We start from the raw sequence: 18088 nt of genomic DNA, 5'->3' as shown, positions 1-18088 counted from the left end.
GACACCGCAGGGTGTCCGGCCCCGGCCGCGTCGTGAGGGTCACCGGCCGGCGGGGACGAGGCGTTCGCCGCCCAGCTCCACGGCCGCGCAGCGCCAGCGCTGGTCGGGGCCCTGCTCCAGGCGGAAGGCCATGGCCTGTACCCGGTCGCCCGCCGTGATGCTGGCGAACGCCTCCACCACTCCGGTGGCGGGCTGGGCGCCGTGGCAGTGGCGCAGGACGGGGCGGCTGCCCCGGGTGGCCCCGAGCGGGGTGCTGGGGGCCAGTTCGGCGAGCTGGTCGTAGGCGTCGCCGATGGTGTGGCCGAGCATCCAGTGCACCGGGCGCTGACCGCTGAGGACCGCGAGCAGCCGTTCGGCGAACCACTGGTGGGGCCGCGGCGGGCGGTGCGGCTGGAGGCGCCGGGCCCGCTGCGGAGGTACGGCCTGGGGCCGGCGCTGGTCGCGGCGGCCGGTGGGCCTGGTGCTGTTCATGCTCATGTTCATCGCCCCCGTGAACCGGGCCCGGGAAATACCGGGCGGTAACTTGTGCTGGGGATCTTCTACGGGGACGGCCGACAACACCGCAAGGGGCTCCCGCGCCCGGTCAGGGGCTCGGGACGATTCACCTATCCGGGGCGCGGGCCATGGGGCACAAGGGCCATCGCGGGGGTGACGGAGCGTCGCGGGTGGACGTGGGCCCCCGGTTGCCGAAACCCGAAAGGGGACGGTCCCCACGTATCCTGAAGGCGTCTCCGACTACGAAAGCGGCCTGCCATGCGCGTGTACGTCCCCCTGACCCTCTCCGGTCTCGCAGCGGCACACGCGGCCGGCGAGGTCGGCCCGGGGCCGCTGACGGCCTACGCGGTCACCCCCGGGCTGCGCGAGTGGTACGTCTCCGACGACATCGAGGAGCTGGAGTACGCGGCGCTCAACCGGGCGGCCGCCGCCTCGCTCCGCCTGATCGCCGGGGACCCGGACGAGGCCCGGCGCCGGATCGTCGTCGCCGTGGACGTCCCCGACGGGGCAGCCACCGCCGACCCCGACCACGGGCTGAGCGCGGCCTCGCTCGGCGAGGTGCGCCTGGCCGCCGCGCTGCCGCTGGCCAAGGCGGCGGCGGTGCACGTGGACGCCGACGAGGCCGAGAAGGACGTGGCCGCGGCCGCGGCGGCCCTGGGGGCGGCGGACCTCGGCGACGGCGACGCGCAGTTCACGGTGGACGGGGCGGAGGATCACGAGCTGCTCTGGTTCGGCGTCCAGGAGATTCCGCAGCTCATCGGCTGACGCCTCGGCGTTGTCGGACCCGGCGGGTACTTTTTCTGTATGACACCCGGGAAGACACGCACCCATCTGGTCTGGGACTGGAACGGCACGCTGCTCGACGACATCCACGCCGTCATCCACGCGACGAACGCCGCGTTCGCCGAGGTGGAGCTGGCGCCGCTGACGCTGGAGCAGTACCGGGAGATGTACTGCGTGCCCATACCCCGCTTCTACGAGCGGCTCCTGGGCCGGCTGCCCACGGAGGCCGAGTGGGAGCGGATGGACGACATCTTCCACCGGTACTACGCGGAGCGCCGGGTCGCCTGCGGGCTCACCGCCGGGGCGGAGGACCTGCTGGCGCAGTGGCGGCGGGCCGGGCACAGCCAGTCGCTGCTGAGCATGTACGGGCACGAGCACCTGGTGCCGGTCGTGCGCGGGTACGGGATCGAGTCCCACTTCGTCCGCGTGGACGGGCGGACGGGGCCTTCGGGCGGGAGCAAGGCGCTCCACATGGAGCGGCACTTCGAGGCGCTGGCCGGGGCGGGCGGGATATCCCCGGAGAACTCGGTGGTCATCGGGGACGCGGTGGACGACGCGGTGGCGGCGGCGCATGTGGGGGCGCGGGCGGTGCTGTACACCGGGGGGTCGCACAGCCGGAGCAGTCTGCTGGCGGCGGGGGTGCCGGTGGTGGACAGCCTGGGGGAGGCGGTGGCTCTGGCGGAGACGTTCTCCGCCTGACGCGGGTGGGGGCGGGGGCCTGTGCCGCGGGATTCGGGGCTCCGCCCCGGACCCCGGTCCTCAAACGCCGGACGGGCTGGGAATGGTCGTCCCGGAGCCTATGCGCAGGTTCAGGCTTGGTGACGGGCTGAAAGATGTCCTCAAGCGCCGGACGGGCTGGATTTGGCCGGACGGGCTGGGTCTGCCGGACGGGCCAAATGTGGTTGAGCAGGCTGGATGTGGCTGGACGGGCTGGACGGGCTGGACGTGCCGGACGGGCTGGATTTTGGCAGGCCGGATCAGTCCGATGGGCTTTATTCGCTGCGCAGCACCTTCAGGAACTCCCTCATCCACGCCGGGTGGTCCGGCCACGCCCTCGACGAGATCAAGGTGCCGTCCACCACCGCCTCCGTGTCCTGGAACGTGGCGCCCGCGCTCTGCATGTCCGGCTCCAGGGCGGGGTACGCGGTGACGCGGCGGCCGGTCAGGCTGCCGGTGGCGGCGGTGATCAGGGGACCATGGCAGATCTGGGCGACCGGGCGGTCGGCGGAGAAGAAAGCGCCGATGATCTTGCGCAGTTCGGCGTTGTTGCGGAGGTACTCGGGGGCGCGGCCGCCCGGGATCACCAGGGCGATGTAGTCCCCGGGGTCCACCTCGGAGAAGGCCAGGTCGGCGGGGAAGGTGTAGCCGGGCTTCTCCGTGTACGTGTCGTAGCCGGGCTCGAAGTCATGGACCACGAAGCGCAGCGTCTTGCGTTCGGGGGCCGCGATGTGGACCTCGTACCCCTCCTCCAGCAGCCGCTGGTAGGGGTAGAGCACTTCGAGGGACTCGGCGGCGTCGCCGGTGACGATGAGGATCTTCTCGGGCTCGGGCATGGCGCGCTCCTCGGGGCTCGGGCGGGGGCCGGGGGCCGATTCCTGTGCTCTAAGGACAGGTTCCCCCCGTTCCCGTACGTTCGCCAAGGCGGAACGCCGGTTCGTCCGGGGGAGGCACCGCACTGTCCGAAGTGTCAAAGTTCGATGTCTTCTTTTGTACACATGCGGCTCATGACGGGGTGGGGTGCGGGGGCGATAGCCTGGTGCCGTGATCAGCGCGATACGCCTCGGGGGCAGCGAAGCCCCCGGCCGCCGCCCGGAGTGCCACCGCACCCGGGCGATCCGCGATCTTCCGACCCCGGACCGGCCGTCAAAAACGGCCCATGTGGTCCCGGGCAACTCTCGAAGCGGCATAGCGTCGATCCAGACCGGAAACCCCGTGTCGTGGCGGTACGTCGTTTTTCTCACCTACGTCACGCAACGGCGCGCGACAGGAGCCAGAGGACATGCAGACCAAGCTGGACGAAGCCAAGGCCGAGCTGCTCGCACGGGCTGCCCAGGTAGCTGACAACAGCCCGGGCGGTGGTGTGGGTGGCCCGGGCGGTACCCCCCGGGTGCGGGTCGCCGCCGCCGGGGCCGACGAGGACGCCCGTCCGGGGCAGGACGCGGCGCTCGCCTACCTTCAGCGCTACTACCTGCATACGGCTCCCGAGGACCTCAGCGGCCGGGACCCGGTCGACGTCTACGGCGCCGCCGCCTCGCACTACCGGCTGGCCGAGAACCGTCCGCAGGGCACCGCCAACGTCCGCGTGCACACCCCGACCGTCGAGGAGAACGGCTGGACGTGCAGCCACTCCGTGGTCGAGGTCGTCACCGACGACATGCCGTTCCTGGTGGACTCCGTCACCAACGAGCTGTCCCGGCAGGGCCGCGGCATCCATGTCGTGATCCACCCGCAGGTCACCGTCCGCCGCGATCTCACCGGCAAGCTCATCGAGGTCCTCTCCGGCGGCCCCGGCATCCCGAAGACCTCCAAGGGCCGCAAGGACGCCGGGACCGAGCTGCCGCACGACGCGCTCGTCGAGTCCTGGATCCACGTCGAGATCGACCGCGAGACCGACCGCGCCGACCTCCAGCAGATCACCACGGACCTGCGACGCGTCCTGTCCGACGTACGGGAGACCGTCGAGGACTGGGGGAAGATGCGCGACGCCGCCCTCCGGATCGCCGACGACCTGCCCGGCGAGCCGCTGGACGACCTGGCCGACGAGGAGGTCGAGGAGGCCCGCGAGCTGCTGCGCTGGCTGGCCGCCGACCACTTCACCTTCCTCGGCTACCGCGAGTACGAGCTCAAGGACAGCGACGCGCTCGCCGCCGTACCCGGCACCGGGCTCGGCATCCTGCGCTCCGACCCGCAGCACAGCGTGGACGAGGACCACCCGGTCAGCCCGTCCTTCGACCGGCTGCCCGCCGACGCCCGCGCCAAGGCCCGTGAGCACAAGCTCCTCGTCCTGACCAAGGCCAACAGCCGGGCCACCGTGCACCGCCCCAGCTACCTCGACTACGTCGGCGTGAAGAAGTTCGACGCCAAGGGCAACGTCGTCGGCGAGCGCCGCTTCCTCGGGCTCTTCTCCTCCGCCGCCTACACCGAGTCCGTGCGCCGGGTGCCCGTCATCCGCCGCAAGGTCGCCGAAGTGGTGGAGGGCGCCGGGTTCTCGTACAACAGCCACGACGGCCGCGACCTGCTCCAGATCCTGGAGACCTACCCGCGCGACGAGCTGTTCCAGACCCCCGTCGACCAGCTCCGCTCCATCGTCACCTCCGTCCTCTACCTCCAGGAGCGCCGCAGGCTGCGGCTCTACCTGCGCCAGGACGAGTACGGGCGCTACTACTCGGCGATCGTCTACCTCCCGCGCGACCGGTACACCACCGGCGTACGCCTGCGGCTGATCGACATCCTCAAGGAGGAGCTGGGCGGCACCAGCGTCGACTTCACCGCCTGGAACACCGAGTCGATCCTCTCCCGGCTGCACTTCGTCATCCGGGTCCCGCCGGGCACCGAGCTGGCGCACCTCACCGACGCCGACGCCGACCGCATCGAGGCCCGTCTCGTCGCGGCCGCCCGCTCCTGGGCCGACGGCTTCGGCGAGGCCCTCAACGCCGAGCTGGGCGAGGAGCGCGCCGCCGAACTCCAGCGCCTGTACGGCCACTCCTTCCCCGAGGGGTACAAGGCCGACCACTCGCCGCGCGCCGCCGTGGCCGACCTGGTCCACCTCGAAACCCTCAGGGAGGGCGAGAAGGACTTCGCCCTCAGCCTGTACGAGCCGGTCGGCGCGGGCCCCGGCGAGCGCCGCTTCAAGATCTACCGGACCGGCGAGCAGGTCTCCCTCTCCGCCGTCCTCCCGGCGCTCCAGCAGCTCGGTGTCGAGGTCGTCGACGAGCGTCCGTACGAGCTGCGCTGCGCCGACCGTACGCACGCCTGGATCTACGACTTCGGGCTGCGGATGCCGCAGACCAACGGCCACACCGGCCACCTCGCCGACGACGCCCGCGCCCGCTTCCAGGAGGCGTTCGCCGCCGTCTGGAAGGGCGAGGCGGAGAACGACGGCTTCAACGCGCTGGTGCTGGGCGCCGGGCTGAACTGGCGCCAGGCCGTGGTGCTGCGCGCCTACGCGAAGTACCTGCGGCAGGCCGGTTCCACCTTCAGCCAGGACTACATGGAGTCCACGCTCCGCAACAACGTCCACACCACCCGGCTGCTCGTCTCGCTCTTCGAGGCCCGGATGTCGCCCGAGCGCCAGCGTGCGGGCACGGAGCTCACCGACGGTCTCCTGGAGGAGCTGGACGGGGCCCTGGACCAGGTGGCGTCCCTGGACGAGGACCGGATCCTGCGGTCCTTCCTCACCGTCATCAAGGCGACCCTGCGCACCAACTTCTTCCAGAACGCGGACGACGGCACCCCGCACAGCTACGTCTCGATGAAGTTCGACCCGCAGGCCATCCCGGACCTGCCCGCGCCCCGCCCGGCGTTCGAGATCTGGGTCTACTCGCCGCGCGTCGAAGGCGTCCACCTGCGCTTCGGCAAGGTCGCCCGAGGCGGTCTGCGCTGGTCGGACCGGCGGGAGGACTTCCGTACGGAGGTGCTCGGCCTGGTCAAGGCGCAGATGGTGAAGAACACCGTCATCGTGCCGGTCGGCGCCAAGGGCGGCTTCGTCGCCAAGCAGCTCCCGGACCCGTCCGTGGACCGGGACGCCTGGTTCGCCGAGGGCATCGCCGCCTACCGGACCTTCATCTCGGCGCTGCTGGACATCACCGACAACATGGTGGCCGGCGAGGTCGTGCCGCCCGCCGACGTCGTCCGCCACGACGAGGACGACACCTACCTCGTCGTCGCCGCCGACAAGGGCACCGCCAGCTTCTCCGACATCGCCAACGAGGTCGCCGTCGCGTACGGCTTCTGGCTCGGCGACGCCTTCGCCTCCGGCGGCTCGGCCGGCTACGACCACAAGGGCATGGGCATCACCGCGCGCGGCGCCTGGGAGTCCGTCAAGCGGCACTTCCGGGAGCTGGGCCACGACACCCAGACCGAGGACTTCACCGTCGTCGGCGTCGGGGACATGTCCGGTGACGTGTTCGGCAACGGGATGCTGCTCTCCGAGCACATCCGCCTGGTCGCCGCCTTCGACCACCGGCACATCTTCATCGACCCGACCCCGGACGCGGCGACCTCGTACGCCGAGCGCCGCCGCCTCTTCGAGCTGCCCCGCAGCTCCTGGGCCGACTACAACACCGAGCTGCTCTCGGCGGGCGGCGGCATCCACCCGCGCAGCGCCAAGTCGATCCCGCTGAACAACCACATCCGCGAGGCGCTCGGCATCGACGCGTCGGTGAGCAAGATGACGCCCGCCGACCTGATGCAGACCATCCTCAAGGCCCCCGTCGACCTGCTGTGGAACGGCGGCATCGGCACGTACATCAAGGCCGTCTCCGAGTCGAACGCCGATGTCGGCGACAAGGCCAACGACGCCATCCGCGTCAACGGCGAGGACCTGCGGGCCAAGGTCGTCGGCGAGGGCGGCAACCTCGGCGCCACCCAGCTCGGCCGCATCGAGTTCGCCCGCAACGGCGGCCGGATCAACACCGACGCGATCGACAACAGCGCCGGGGTGGACACCTCCGACCACGAGGTGAACATCAAGATCCTGCTCAACGGTCTCGTCCGGGACGGCGACATGACCGTCAAGCAGCGCAACAAGCTGCTCGCCGACATGACCGACGAGGTCGGCGCGCTCGTCCTCCGTAACAACTACGCGCAGAACGTCGCCCTCTCCAACGCCTCCGCCCAGGCGCCCTCCCTGCTCCACGCCCAGCAGCGCTTCATGCGGCGGCTGGAGAAGGACGGGGCGCTGGACCGGGCGCTGGAGTTCCTGCCCGCCGACCGGCAGATCCGCGAGCTGCTCAGCAACGAGACGGGGCTCAGCCAGCCCGAGCTGGCCGTGCTGATCGCCTACACCAAGATCACGACGGCGGACGAGCTGATCGCCACCGTCCTGCCGGACGACCCGCACCTCCAGAAGCTGGTGCACGCCTACTTCCCGAGCCAGCTGCGCGAGCGGTTCCCCGAGGCGGTCGACGGGCACGCGCTGCGCCGCGAGATCATCACGACGGTGCTGGTCAACGACACGGTGAACACCGCCGGTTCGACCTTCCTGCACCGGCTGCGGGAGGAGACCGGGGCGTCGATCGAGGAGATCGTGCGGGCCCAGTTCACGGCCCGCGAGATCTTCGGGCTGTCGGCGGTGTGGGACGCGGTGGAGGCCCTCGACAACAAGGTCGCCGCCGATGTCCAGACCCGGATCCGGCTGCACTCGCGCCGCCTGGTGGAGCGCGGTTCGCGCTGGCTGCTGGGCAACCGGCCGCAGCCCGTCGCCATCGCGGAGACCATCGAGGGGTTCCGGGACGGGGTGGAGCGGGTCTGGAACGAGCTGCCCAAGCTGCTCCGGGGTGCCGACCTCGACTGGTACCACTCGATCCTGGACGAGCTGACCTCGGTGGGTGTCCCCAGCGAGCTGGCGGTCCGGGTCGCGGGATTCTCCTCCGCCTTCCCGGCGCTGGACATCGTCGCGATCGCGGACCGGACGGGCAAGGACCCGCTGGAGGTCGCCGAGGTGTACTACGACCTCGCGGACCGGCTGCGGATCACCCAGCTGATGGACCGGATCATCGACCTGCCGCGGGCCGACCGCTGGCAGTCCATGGCCCGCGCCTCCATCCGCGAGGACCTGTACGCGGCGCATGCGGCGCTCACGTCGGACGTGCTGAGCGTGGGCGAGGACACGGCCACGCCGGAGGAGCGGTTCCGGGCGTGGGAGGAGAAGAACGCGGCGATCCTGGCCCGGTCGCGGTCGACGCTGGAGGAGATCCAGGGGTCGGACGCGTTCGATCTGGCGAATCTGTCGGTGGCGATGCGGACCATGCGGACGTTGTTGCGTACGCACGCGTAGGGGGTACGTCTGTGGGGGCCGGTGCCGTTGTGGCGCCGGCCCCCTCGGCGTGCGGGTCCGTCCTCAAACGCCGGACGGGCTGAAAGATGTCCTCAAGCGCCGGACGGGCTGCATTCGCTACTTGCGGTTGGTGAACTTCTCGTACTCCGCCACCACTTCCTTCGCCGGGCCGTCCATCCTCAGCGTGCCCGCCTCCAGCCACAGCGCGCGGTCGCAGGTCTCGGTGATGGACTTGTTGCTGTGGCTGACCAGGAAGACCGTGCCCGCCTCGGCGCGGAGTTCCTGGATGCGGTCCGTGCTGCGGCGGCGGAACTTCGCGTCGCCCGTGGAGAGCGCCTCGTCGATCAGGAGGACATCGTGGCTCTTGGCGGCCGCGATGGAGAAGCGGAGCCGGGCGCCCATGCCGGAGGAGTACGTGCGCATCGGCAGCGTGATGAAGTCGCCCTTCTCGTTGATGCCGGAGAACTCGACGATGTCGTCGTAGCGTTCGCGGATCTGGTCGCGCGTCATGCCCATCGCCAGTCCGCCCAGCACCACGTTGCGCTCGCCGGTCAGGTCGCCCATCAGGGCCGCGTTCACCCCGAGCAGGGAGGGCTGGCCCTGGGTGTGGACCTTGCCGCTGGACGGCGGGAGCAGGCCCGCGATGGCCTTGAGCAGGGTCGACTTGCCGGAGCCGTTGGAGCCGATCAGGCCGATCGCCTCGCCCTTGTACGCGGCGAAGCTGACCCCCTTGACGGCGTGCACCTGGCGTGCGCCGGGGGTGCGGCGGCGCGAGGTGAGGCGGCTGAGCGCGGAGGTCGCGCTGCCCTTGCCCGTACGGGCGCCGTTGACGGTGTACGTGATGTGGACGTCGTCCACCACGACGGTCGGGACGCGGTCGTCCGCAGAGGCGTCCTTGGAGGTGTCCTTGGAGGTGTCCTTGGGGGTGTCCTTGAGGTCAGCCACGGCCGTACGTCTCCTCCGCCTTCCAGAAGTACACGAATCCCGCCACCCCGCACAGCAGCGCCCACCCGGCCGCCGCAGCCCACACGTGCGCCGGCAACTGCGCCGCGCCGTAACTGTCGATGAGCGCGAACCGCATGAGGTTGATGAAGAGCGCCGCCGGGTTGTACTCCAGCACCACCATCACCGCGTGCGGCACCCGGTCGCCCGCCAGCAGGTGGTCCAGGCTCCACATCACGCCGGAGGAGTACATCCAGGTCCGCAGCACGAACGGCGTCAGCTGCGCGATGTCCGGGGTCTTCGCCGTCAGCCGGGCCACGGCCATCGACACGCCCGTGTTGAACACCGCCTGGAGGGCCAGCGCCGGGATCGCCAGCAGCCAGGACGGGCGCGGGTACTGGCCGAACGCCAGCAGGATCAGGGTCAGCGCCCCCAGCGAGAACAGCAGTTGCTGGAGCTGCTGGAGTGCCAGTGCCACCGGCAGCGAGGCGCGCGGGAAGTGCAGGGCCCGCACCAGGCCGATGTTGCCGCTGATCGCCCGGGTGCCCGCGGTGATGGAGCTGCTGGTGAAGGTCCAGATGAAGACCCCGGTGACCAGGAACGGAACGAAGTCCTCCACCCCGCGCTTGGTGTCCATCAGGACGCCGAAGATGAAGTAGTAGACCGTCGCGTTGAGCAGCGGCGTCATGATCTGCCAGATCTGGCCGAGCTTCGCCTGGCTGTACTGGGCCGTCAGCTTGGCCGTCGCGAACGCGGCGATGAAGTGCCGCCGCCCCCAGAGCTGCCGGACGTACGCGGGCAGCGTCGGCCGGGCACCGCTGACCGTCAGCCCGTGCCGGGCGGCCAGGGCGGCCAGCTCACCGGGCGCGTAGACCGGCGCGGTGGGCTGGGTGGCCGGGGTGTCCTTGGTGTCCTTGGTGGGAGAGGTCACCGGGGTCGGCGGGGCTGCTGTCTGGCTCACCACGAACGATCGCTTTCGACGGAAGCGGGAGGGGGGAAGTGGAGCAGAACGGTACGGTCCCGTGGGGACGCCCTCGTAGGGACGGGACCGTATCGTCGTAACGCCGAGAGTAGGACGGTTGTACGTCGCAACGCAACCGTTCCGTCGTCGCCGACTATCATTCGGGCCATGACCACCGAACGGGGAACCCGCCGCCGCGCCCCCGCAGGCGCCGCCGTCCTGCGCGAGGACGTCACCGACGCCATCCGCGCGGCCGTCTTCGAGGAGCTGGCCGCGGTGGGGTTCGCCCGGATGTCCATCGAGGGCATCGCGCGGCGCGCCGGGGTCGGCAAGACCGCCGTCTACCGCCGCTGGAAGTCCAAGCTCGCCCTCGTCCTCGACCTGGTCGCGGCCGTCGCCGCGCAGGGCATGCCCGCACCGGCCACCGGTTCGCTCTACGGGGATGTGCGCGCCGTCCTCGAACTCGCCGCCTACGCCCTGCGCCACCCGGTCGCCTCGCAGGTCATCCCGGACCTGCTGGTGGAGGCGGCCCGCAACCCGGAGATCTCCGAGGCGATCAAGGCCGCCCTCCTCGACCAGCAGCAGGGCGTCGCCGCCGTGGTGGTGCGGGAGGCGGTGGCCCGGGGGGAGCTGCCGGAGGGGAGCGATCCGGACCGGGCCCTCGACCTGATCGTGGGGCCGCTGTACTGGCGGCTCGTCGTGGTCCGTGGCGAGCTGCCCAAGGGCTACCTCGACGACCTGGCCGCCTCAGCGGTCGCCGCGCTGCGCAACGGCGCCTGAAGCGGCCCGAGGGATCACCGCTCCGGTACGCGCGCCAGCACCTCGCCCGTACGCGGGCTGTACGCCAGCACCGACGCGTCCCCCGGCAGCTTCTGGAACCGGGTCAGCAGCACCCACCGCACCCCGTACCGCCCGGTGATCCGGTCCCGTTCCTCCTGCGCCGTGGCCGCGTCCAGGTACGTGGCCACCGCCCGGCTCCGCGCCCGCCGCTCGGCCGCCGGAAGCCCCGCGTCCGGCACCCCGTCGGCGAGCACGAACACCCCGTGCCCGGCCAGGGCGTACATCGCCGGGACGCTGTCCGTCAGCACCACCTCACCGGGCGGGACGTGCGCGGTCGCCCAGGTGTAGGGCTCCCCGGTCACCGGCGCCCCGCCGTTCTCCGGGCGGGCCGAGGCCCCGGCGGGCGTCGGGGCCTTCTCGACGGTGAGCCCGTTGTAGTACGGCCACACCGCCGCCACGGCCGCCGTGCACAGCCCGGCCACCGCCCACCTGCGCATGGTCGGCCTGATCCGGGTCCGCTGCTTCACCGCCACCAGCGCGACCACGCCCAGCGCCGCACCCAGCGCCGTCGGCGGGTGGACCAGCAGGACGAGCCCGAGCAGGACGCCGATCCCGACCGCCTCCGCCCACCGGGGCGCCCGTCCCGGCGGCCGCCCGGAGCCGGCGCGGGGGAGCCGGGTCACCGCGTGACCGGTCCACGCCCACAGGTGCAGGGTGACCGCGACGGCGAACGTGCCCGGCGCGCTCCACCGCCCCGGGTCCGCCCAGTGGATCAGCGCCAGCGGGATCAGCGCGAGGACCGGCACCCACCGGTTCGGGGTCAGCAGCCGGGCCAGCCGGCCGATCCCGGTCAGCAGCAGCGCCAGGTTCACGGCGGCGGACAGCGCGAGCACGGTCTGCCCGGAGAGCCCGCTCGCCCGGGCGGTCAGGCCCTGCACGACCGCGTACGGGGAGTAGTGCGCGCTGGCAGCGGCGGGCAGGTCCGTCATCGGGAACGCCGGGTGCAGCAGACTGCTCCGCAGCCGTTCGACGACGGCCGCGTTGAGCCCGGCCTCGCAGCACATCGGCACCTGCCAGGCCGCCGCCGACAGGACCGCCCACAGCAGACCGCCCAGCAGGACGTACGGCGAGGGCAGCCACCGGGGCGCCACGACGGGCGCGTCGTCCTCGGCCGGGGCGGGAGGAGGCGCAGAGGTAGGGGTGTCGGACGGGGCGGGTGTGGGAGAGGAGAGGGACACACGTCATGGGTTCCGTGCGCGGGGCCGTCCCTCCCGCCCGCCACTCTTCCGGGGGACGTACGCGGAGCGCTGTGCAAGCCCTACCCGAGGTCCGCCAGCAGCCGGTCCGCCACCCGCCCCGCCGCCCCGCCGTCGTCGAGGTCGCAGTGGTCGCGGCGGAAGCTCTCGTACGCGTCGGCGTGCCGGGCGGCCAGCGCCCCGAGGCCGCGCAGCGCCTGCGCCACCTCGTCCGTGGTGACCAGCAGCGGACCGGGCGCCCGGGTCTCGAAGTCCAGGCAGAAGCCGCGCACGGTGTCGCGGTAGTGCTCCAGGTCGTACGTGTGGAAGAGCATCGGGCGGCCCGTCAGCGCGAAGTCGAACATCAGCCCCGCGTAGTCGGTGACCAGCACGTCCGCGATCAGCAGCAGCTCGGCCGCCCCCGGGTGGCGGGAGACGTCGAGGACGCCGGGACCTTCCGCGATGCTGCCCGTGACCCGGGGGTGCCGCCGCACCAGCACCGTATGGCCGGGGCCCAGCGAGCGGGCGAGGGCGGGCAGGTCCAGCGCCGGATCCCAGCGGTACGGGCCGGGGGCCGTGCGGTCGGGGGAGTGGGGGACGGCGGACGGGGGATGGGCCAGGTGGTCGCGGTAGGTCGGCGCGTACAGGACGACACGGTGGTCCTCCGGTACGCCGAGCGTGCGCCGGATCTCTTCGGCCGCCTTGTCCCGGTCGGGCGCGCACAGCACGTCGTTGGCGGGCGATCCGGCCTCCAGCACATCACCCTCGTACGCCAGTGACCTGCGCAGCAACGGGGTGGCGAAGCGGCTCGGGGAGACCAGTACCGACCACTGGGCCGATCGGTGGGCCAGGGTGGCGAGATGCTGGTGGTCGGCGTAGAGGGTCTCCGTCAGGCCGGTGCCGAAGCGGCCGAGCGGAGTGCCGTGCCAGGTCTGGACGACGGTCTGCCCGGGACGCCGCTCGAACCAGGCGGGCAGGTGGTCGTCCGTGACGATCCACCGGGAGCGGGCCAGCGCCTCGTACCAGGCGGCGCTGTGCACGGGAACGGCCCGTGCCCCGGGCGGTACAGGGGTCGTACGGCCGGGAGCGGTCCCGGTGACCCACAGGTGCTCGGCCTCCGCACCCCGGCGCACGAGCTCGGCGTGCACGGCGCGCGGGGAGTCACCGCCCGCGCCGCCCGCGTAGAGGACGGTGTCCAGGAGCGGGAGGGTGGTGCGCCCGGCGCGGTGGTGCGCGGAGCGCAGAAGCCGTCTGTTGTACCCGCTCCGCTCGGCGACCGGGAGCGCCGGAGCCGCCAGGACGGTCAGCCGGTCGCCGTTGCGCCGCTCCAGGGCGAGGGCGGAGTCGCCGCAGGGGAGGTGCGCGGCGAGCGAGGCGAGGACGCGGACGGGGCGACCGTCGAGGTGGAGACCCCAGCGGCCCTCGGGGAGGGGCGGGGCGATCCGCGCGTAGAAGCGGGGGGTGGGGTGGGTCTCGACGGTGACCTCGGTGACGGGGAGCGTCTCGTGCAGGGTCTCGTGGCGGAGGAAGAGGCGGGGGGCGGGGCCGGAGGCCGTTGCCGTGGGGGCCGGTGCGCCCGGCCCCGAAAGCGCCGGCGCGTACGTCCCCGGAGCCGTGGAGGCCACTCCGTACGTTCCCGAGGCGGCGGAAGCCACCCCGTACGCCCCCGAAGCCGTAGGGGCCACTCCGTACGTCCCCGGAGCCGTAGGGGCCACTCCGTACGTCCCCGGAGCCGTGGAGGCCGCTCCGTACGCCCCCGAAGCCGCGCAAGCCACTCCGTACGTCCCCGAGACCCGCAGCGCCCCGTCCTCCAGCCGCTCCACCGCATCCGCCACCGGCAGCCCGCCCAGGTCCACCACCAGCTCCCCCGCCGCGTCAGCGCACGCGGGCGGCGGCAGGTCCGGGGCGGCGGGCAGCGGGGTGCGGGTCCCGTCGGCGAGCAGCAACCGGGTCCGCCACCGCGCCCCGCCCTCCGCCCTGACCTCGGGCGGGGCCCGGTGCGGGGCGGGCGGTACGGCGGCGAGGCCGTCGAGAGGGACACGTACGGTGAAAGCCGACCCACGGCCCCCGTCCGCCCCGCCCTCCCCGCACTCCACCGGGAACGAACGCTCCTCCTCCCCGTCCCGCATCAGCAGAAGGGCCGCAGGCGCAGCGCCCCCGAAGCACCGGCCCGACAGCTCCAGCGCGCCGCCCCCCTCCGTACCGCCGCTCGCCTCCACCAGCGCCCCCGGCGGCGCCACCCGCACCCGCAGCCGCCCGCCCAGGTGGTCCAGCACCGTCCGCCGCCCGTCCCCCAGGTCGTGCACCAGCGGCTGGTCCGCCCCCGCGTCCAGGGCGCGCACCGCCACCCGCCGTACCGTCCCGCGCGCCGCGACGACCAGCCCGACCAACCAGCCGCCGCTGTCCCCCGTGGCGGGCAGCCGGTCCGGGTCGAGGACCATCTCGAAGCCCGCGTGGTCGTAACCGTGCAGCTCCTGCCCGGAGTTCACCGTCGCCTCGGGAGCCGGCACTGACCGCACCGGCACCGTCCGCACCCGGCGGGCCCCCTCCGCCCGGACCATCCCCACCATGAGCTGCTGCCGGGCGGAGGAAGCGGGCAGGTTGCGCAGATACGCGTACCCGCGCAGCCGGAGCTTCCCGTCCGCTTCCCACCGCGCCTCCACGAGCCGTGCGACCGCCGGTACGTCGGTGCGCGCGAGCCGGGCGCTCGCGCCGCGCACGCCGGGGTACACCGCACGCCGTCGCCCCGGCAGCCCCTCCACCGCGAACGTCCCCACCCCGTTGACCCGTTCGAAGGCGAGGACGGCCAGCAGTTCCTCAAGCCGCCGCTCCCGCACCAGCCGCCACTTGATGCGCAGCTCCACGGGCAGCCCCTCCAGCACCCCGTCCCCCGCCCGGTCGACGAACGCCCCGGCGCCCTCCAGGAACGCCGCCCGGTACGCCTCGCCGCCCAGCGGCAGCCCGTCCAGGAAGTACCCGAAGTCGTCGCGCAGACAGGACGCGTCGTACGCCCGCCGCTGCTCCCCGTCCTCGCGCCCGCCCAGGAACGCGCTGACCTGCTCGCACGCGGCGATCCGGTCCCGTACACCCGTGACATCCGTACGCCGCCGGGTGATCGAACCCTCCCGCACCCGCCAGTAGTAGACGTGCTCGTGCAGGACGTCCACGGACCCGGCCAGATAGTGCGCGGGGATCATCACCGGGGTGTCCTCGTACAGCCTCCCCTCGGGGAAGGCGAAGGCGTGCCCGTCCCAGAAGGAGCGCCGGAACACCTTGTTCCACGCCACCCGGTCGGCCAGCAGGCGCGGGTCCCGGGTGATGTGGGTGCGGGGGCGGGTGGCGGTCAGCCAGCGGTACTGCCAGGCCTGCTGCCGCCCCCGTTCGGTCAGCCGCCACACATTGCCGGTCGCCAGATCGGAGCCGGTCGACTCCAGGGAGGCCACCATCCGCTCGTACGCGTCGTGGACGACGAAGTCGTCGCTGTCCGCGAACGCCAGGTAGGGGACGGCCGGGGTGGTGTGCCGGACGCCGGTGTTGCGGGCCGCGCTCAGCCCGGCGTTCTTCTGCCGCACCAGCCGGAAGCGGCCGTCCCGCGCGGCGAACGCCTCCGCGATCGCCGGGCTGCCGTCCGTCGAACCGTCGTCGACCATCACCACCTCGATCGCGTCGAGGCTCTGCTGCGCCACCGACCGCAGGCAGTCCTCAAGGTAGTCCTCGACGTTGTGGACGGGGATGACGACGCTGAGGAGCGGTGGCTTCATGTCCTGGTCAACAGAGGGCGGGTCCCGGGGTCACCGGCGCTGCCCCGAACGGGTGAACGCGGGCGGCCCGGCGGACACCGCCGCGACTACCCTCGGCTGCCATGCCCCCCAGGCCCACCAGAGCATCCGTGAAGCGGTTCGTCCGCAGGCAGGTCATGCGGGCCGCCTACCGCACCGACCTCCACCGCCCCCTCGACCCGAACCTCGCGGTCTACGGGGCCTACTGGAACCGGGGCGTGGCCTGCAATCCCGCCGCCATCCACGCCAAGGCCCGCCAACTCGCCCCGCACATCAGGGGCGTGTGGGCCGTCTCCTCCCGGCACCGCGACCGGATGCCCCCGGGTGTGCCGTACGTCATCGAGGGCTCGCGCCCCTACTGGCGGGCGATGGCCACCGCCACGTACCTGGTCAACAACTCCAGCTTCCCCGGCGGCTTCACCAAGCGCCCCGGCCAGCGCTACCTCCAGACCCACCACGGCACCCCGCTCAAGACGATGGGCCTCGACCAGCGCGCCTACCCCGCCCTCGCCCGGAAGGCGGACTTCGCCAAGATCCTTGCGCACGTGGGGCAGTGGGACTTCAGCCTCTCCGCCAACCCGCACAGCACCGAGATCTGGGACCGCGTCTACCCGGCCCCCTCGGACGGACCGGCCTATGAACACCTCGACCTCGGCTACCCCCGTAACGACGTCTACTTCACCGCCACCGCCGAGGACATCGCCAGGATCCGCGCCGAACTCGGCATCCGCGAAGGCCGGACCGCCCTGCTCTACGCCCCGACCCACCGCGACTACCGCGAGGGCTTCGTGCCCGACCTCGACCCGGAACACCTAGCCCGCGAACTCGGCCCGGATTACGTGGTGTTGGTGCGGGCCCACTACTTCTACGGCAGGTCCGCCGGGCTGGCGAGTGCACCGACCGGCCGGGTCCTGGACGTCACCGCCCACCCCCGGATCGAAGAACTCTGCCTGGCCGCCGACGCGTTGATCACCGACTACTCGTCCCTGACCTTCGACTACGCCTGCCTGGACCGCCCGATCGTCGTCCACGCCCCCGACTGGGACGCCTACCGGACCACCCGCGGGACCTACTTCGACCTGCTCTCCGGCCGGCCCGGCGACACCCCGGGCACGGTCACCACCACCTCCGACGAGCTGGTCGAGGCGTTCCGTACGGGGGAGTGGCGCTCGCCCGCGTCGGCCGCGCTGCGCACCGCGTTCCGGGAGCGGTTCTGCCCGTACGACGACGGGCACGCGGCGGAACGGATCGTACGGCGGTTCTTCGGCGTCCCCTTTGCCCCACGCGGTCGTTGATTCCGACAGCTCACGTACACAGCGAGGTTGGGAGACGCCCATGCACCGGTCCGCCTACGAACAGATGGAACTCTGCATCAAGGAGTACCTGCCGGTCGAAGGGCCGGGCGAAGGGGCCGCGCCCGGCAGATACCGGGTCGTCGACCTCGGCTCCCGTATCTCCGGCAAGCAGACCCGCACCCACCGGGCGCTCCTCGCCGGGCACTCCATCGACTACTTCGGCGTCGATGTGCAGGACGGGCCCAACGTGGACGCGGTCATGAAGAAGCCGTACCGCATCCCCGCCCGCTCCAACAGCGCCGATGTCGTGCTCTCCGGGCAGGCGTTCGAGCACATCCCGTTCTTCTGGGCCTCCATGCTGGAGATCGCCCGGGTGCTGAAGCCGGGCGGCCACGCCTTCATCACCGCACCCTCGCGCGGCCATGTCCACGATGCGCAGGACTGCTGGCGCTACTACCCGGACGGGTTCCGCGCCCTGGCTGCTCACTCCCGGCTCGAACTCCGCGAGGCCTACACGGACTTCCCGCCGCAGAAGGGCATCTGGCACGACTACCGGGCCATCGACAGGAAGGCCGCCTACTGGGGCGACTCCGTCGGCGTCTTCCGCAAGCCGCAGCGCTACCCCCGGCTGACCATGTTCGCCGTAAGGGAGTTGGCGGTCTGGTGGGCGAACCGGGTCGGCGGCGTCGACTCCGTCCCGCTGCCCGAGCCCGTCGCGGGGCGCGAGCAGTGCGGGCGCGCGAAGTCCGTGCCCGCGCAGACGACGGAGCCGGCGCCCGCACTCGAACAGAATCCGCCCCGATCAATGGCAGGTTGACGAA

At 72.3% G+C, this 18088-nt stretch carries 12 protein-coding genes; 6 read left to right on the top strand and 6 right to left on the bottom strand.

Annotation, left to right across the window (positions count from 1 at the left end; genetic code table 11):
* Positions 1–39: 39 nt before the first annotated feature.
* Positions 40–477, bottom strand: coding sequence for an Rv3235 family protein (locus tag GTY67_RS11635; RefSeq protein ID WP_093688955.1), 438 nt, complete (start codon positions 475–477; stop codon positions 40–42).
* Positions 478–753: 276 nt separating this feature from the next.
* Between GTY67_RS11635 and GTY67_RS11630 the strand changes: the two genes are divergently transcribed.
* Both GTY67_RS11630 and GTY67_RS11625 read left to right on the top strand, forming a co-directional pair.
* Entirely contained in the window at positions 754–1260 is a 507-nt protein-coding gene (locus GTY67_RS11630) for a hypothetical protein (protein ID WP_161278603.1), read from the top strand.
* 39 nt (positions 1261–1299) lie between these two features.
* The gene (locus GTY67_RS11625) at positions 1300–1977 is read left to right on the top strand and encodes an HAD family hydrolase (protein WP_161278602.1); all 678 of its coding nucleotides are present in this window, start codon (positions 1300–1302) and stop codon (positions 1975–1977) included.
* Between the two features lie 293 nt (positions 1978–2270).
* Here GTY67_RS11625 and GTY67_RS11620 read toward each other — a convergent pair whose 3' ends face one another.
* Positions 2271–2831: a DJ-1/PfpI family protein gene (locus tag GTY67_RS11620; RefSeq protein ID WP_093688855.1), complete on the bottom strand. Its 561-nt coding sequence runs from the start codon at positions 2829–2831 to the stop codon at positions 2271–2273.
* A 446-nt stretch (positions 2832–3277) separates the two neighbouring features.
* Here GTY67_RS11620 and GTY67_RS11615 point away from each other — a divergent pair, with 446 nt between their 5' ends.
* Positions 3278–8275: an NAD-glutamate dehydrogenase gene (locus tag GTY67_RS11615; protein WP_093688853.1), complete on the top strand. Its 4998-nt coding sequence runs from the start codon at positions 3278–3280 to the stop codon at positions 8273–8275.
* Between the two features lie 117 nt (positions 8276–8392).
* Here GTY67_RS11615 and GTY67_RS11610 read toward each other — a convergent pair whose 3' ends face one another.
* Positions 8393–9136, bottom strand: coding sequence for an ABC transporter ATP-binding protein (locus tag GTY67_RS11610; protein WP_161280043.1), 744 nt, complete (start codon positions 9134–9136; stop codon positions 8393–8395).
* Between the two features lie 76 nt (positions 9137–9212).
* Positions 9213–10148: an ABC transporter permease gene (locus GTY67_RS11605; protein WP_343238746.1), complete on the bottom strand. Its 936-nt coding sequence runs from the start codon at positions 10146–10148 to the stop codon at positions 9213–9215.
* 198 nt (positions 10149–10346) lie between these two features.
* Here GTY67_RS11605 and GTY67_RS11600 point away from each other — a divergent pair, with 198 nt between their 5' ends.
* Complete coding sequence (locus GTY67_RS11600; protein WP_202418309.1) at positions 10347–10958, top strand: TetR/AcrR family transcriptional regulator; 612 nt, start codon at positions 10347–10349, stop codon at positions 10956–10958.
* A gap of 14 nt (positions 10959–10972) precedes the next feature.
* Here GTY67_RS11600 and GTY67_RS11595 read toward each other — a convergent pair whose 3' ends face one another.
* Complete coding sequence (locus GTY67_RS11595; RefSeq protein WP_161278600.1) at positions 10973–12196, bottom strand: hypothetical protein; 1224 nt, start codon at positions 12194–12196, stop codon at positions 10973–10975.
* An 80-nt stretch (positions 12197–12276) separates the two neighbouring features.
* Positions 12277–15954, bottom strand: coding sequence for a CDP-glycerol glycerophosphotransferase family protein (locus tag GTY67_RS11590; RefSeq protein ID WP_161278599.1), 3678 nt, complete (start codon positions 15952–15954; stop codon positions 12277–12279).
* A gap of 101 nt (positions 15955–16055) precedes the next feature.
* Here GTY67_RS11590 and GTY67_RS11585 point away from each other — a divergent pair, with 101 nt between their 5' ends.
* Together GTY67_RS11585 and GTY67_RS11580 are read left to right on the top strand one after the other, a co-directional pair.
* Positions 16056–17267 (top strand): CDP-glycerol glycerophosphotransferase family protein, encoded by a 1212-nt coding sequence (locus tag GTY67_RS11585; protein WP_237502592.1) that lies wholly within the window; start codon positions 16056–16058, stop codon positions 17265–17267.
* Positions 17268–17307: 40 nt separating this feature from the next.
* Positions 17308–18084 (top strand): methyltransferase domain-containing protein, encoded by a 777-nt coding sequence (locus GTY67_RS11580; protein WP_161278598.1) that lies wholly within the window; start codon positions 17308–17310, stop codon positions 18082–18084.
* Positions 18085–18088: the final 4 nt, after the last annotated feature.

Origin of the sequence: Streptomyces sp. SID8374, from assembly GCF_009865135.1 — a bacterium.
Classification (GTDB): Bacteria; Actinomycetota; Actinomycetes; order Streptomycetales; family Streptomycetaceae; genus Streptomyces.
Note: the sequence above shows the minus strand (reverse complement) of the source record. Positions and strands in the feature narration are given on the sequence as shown.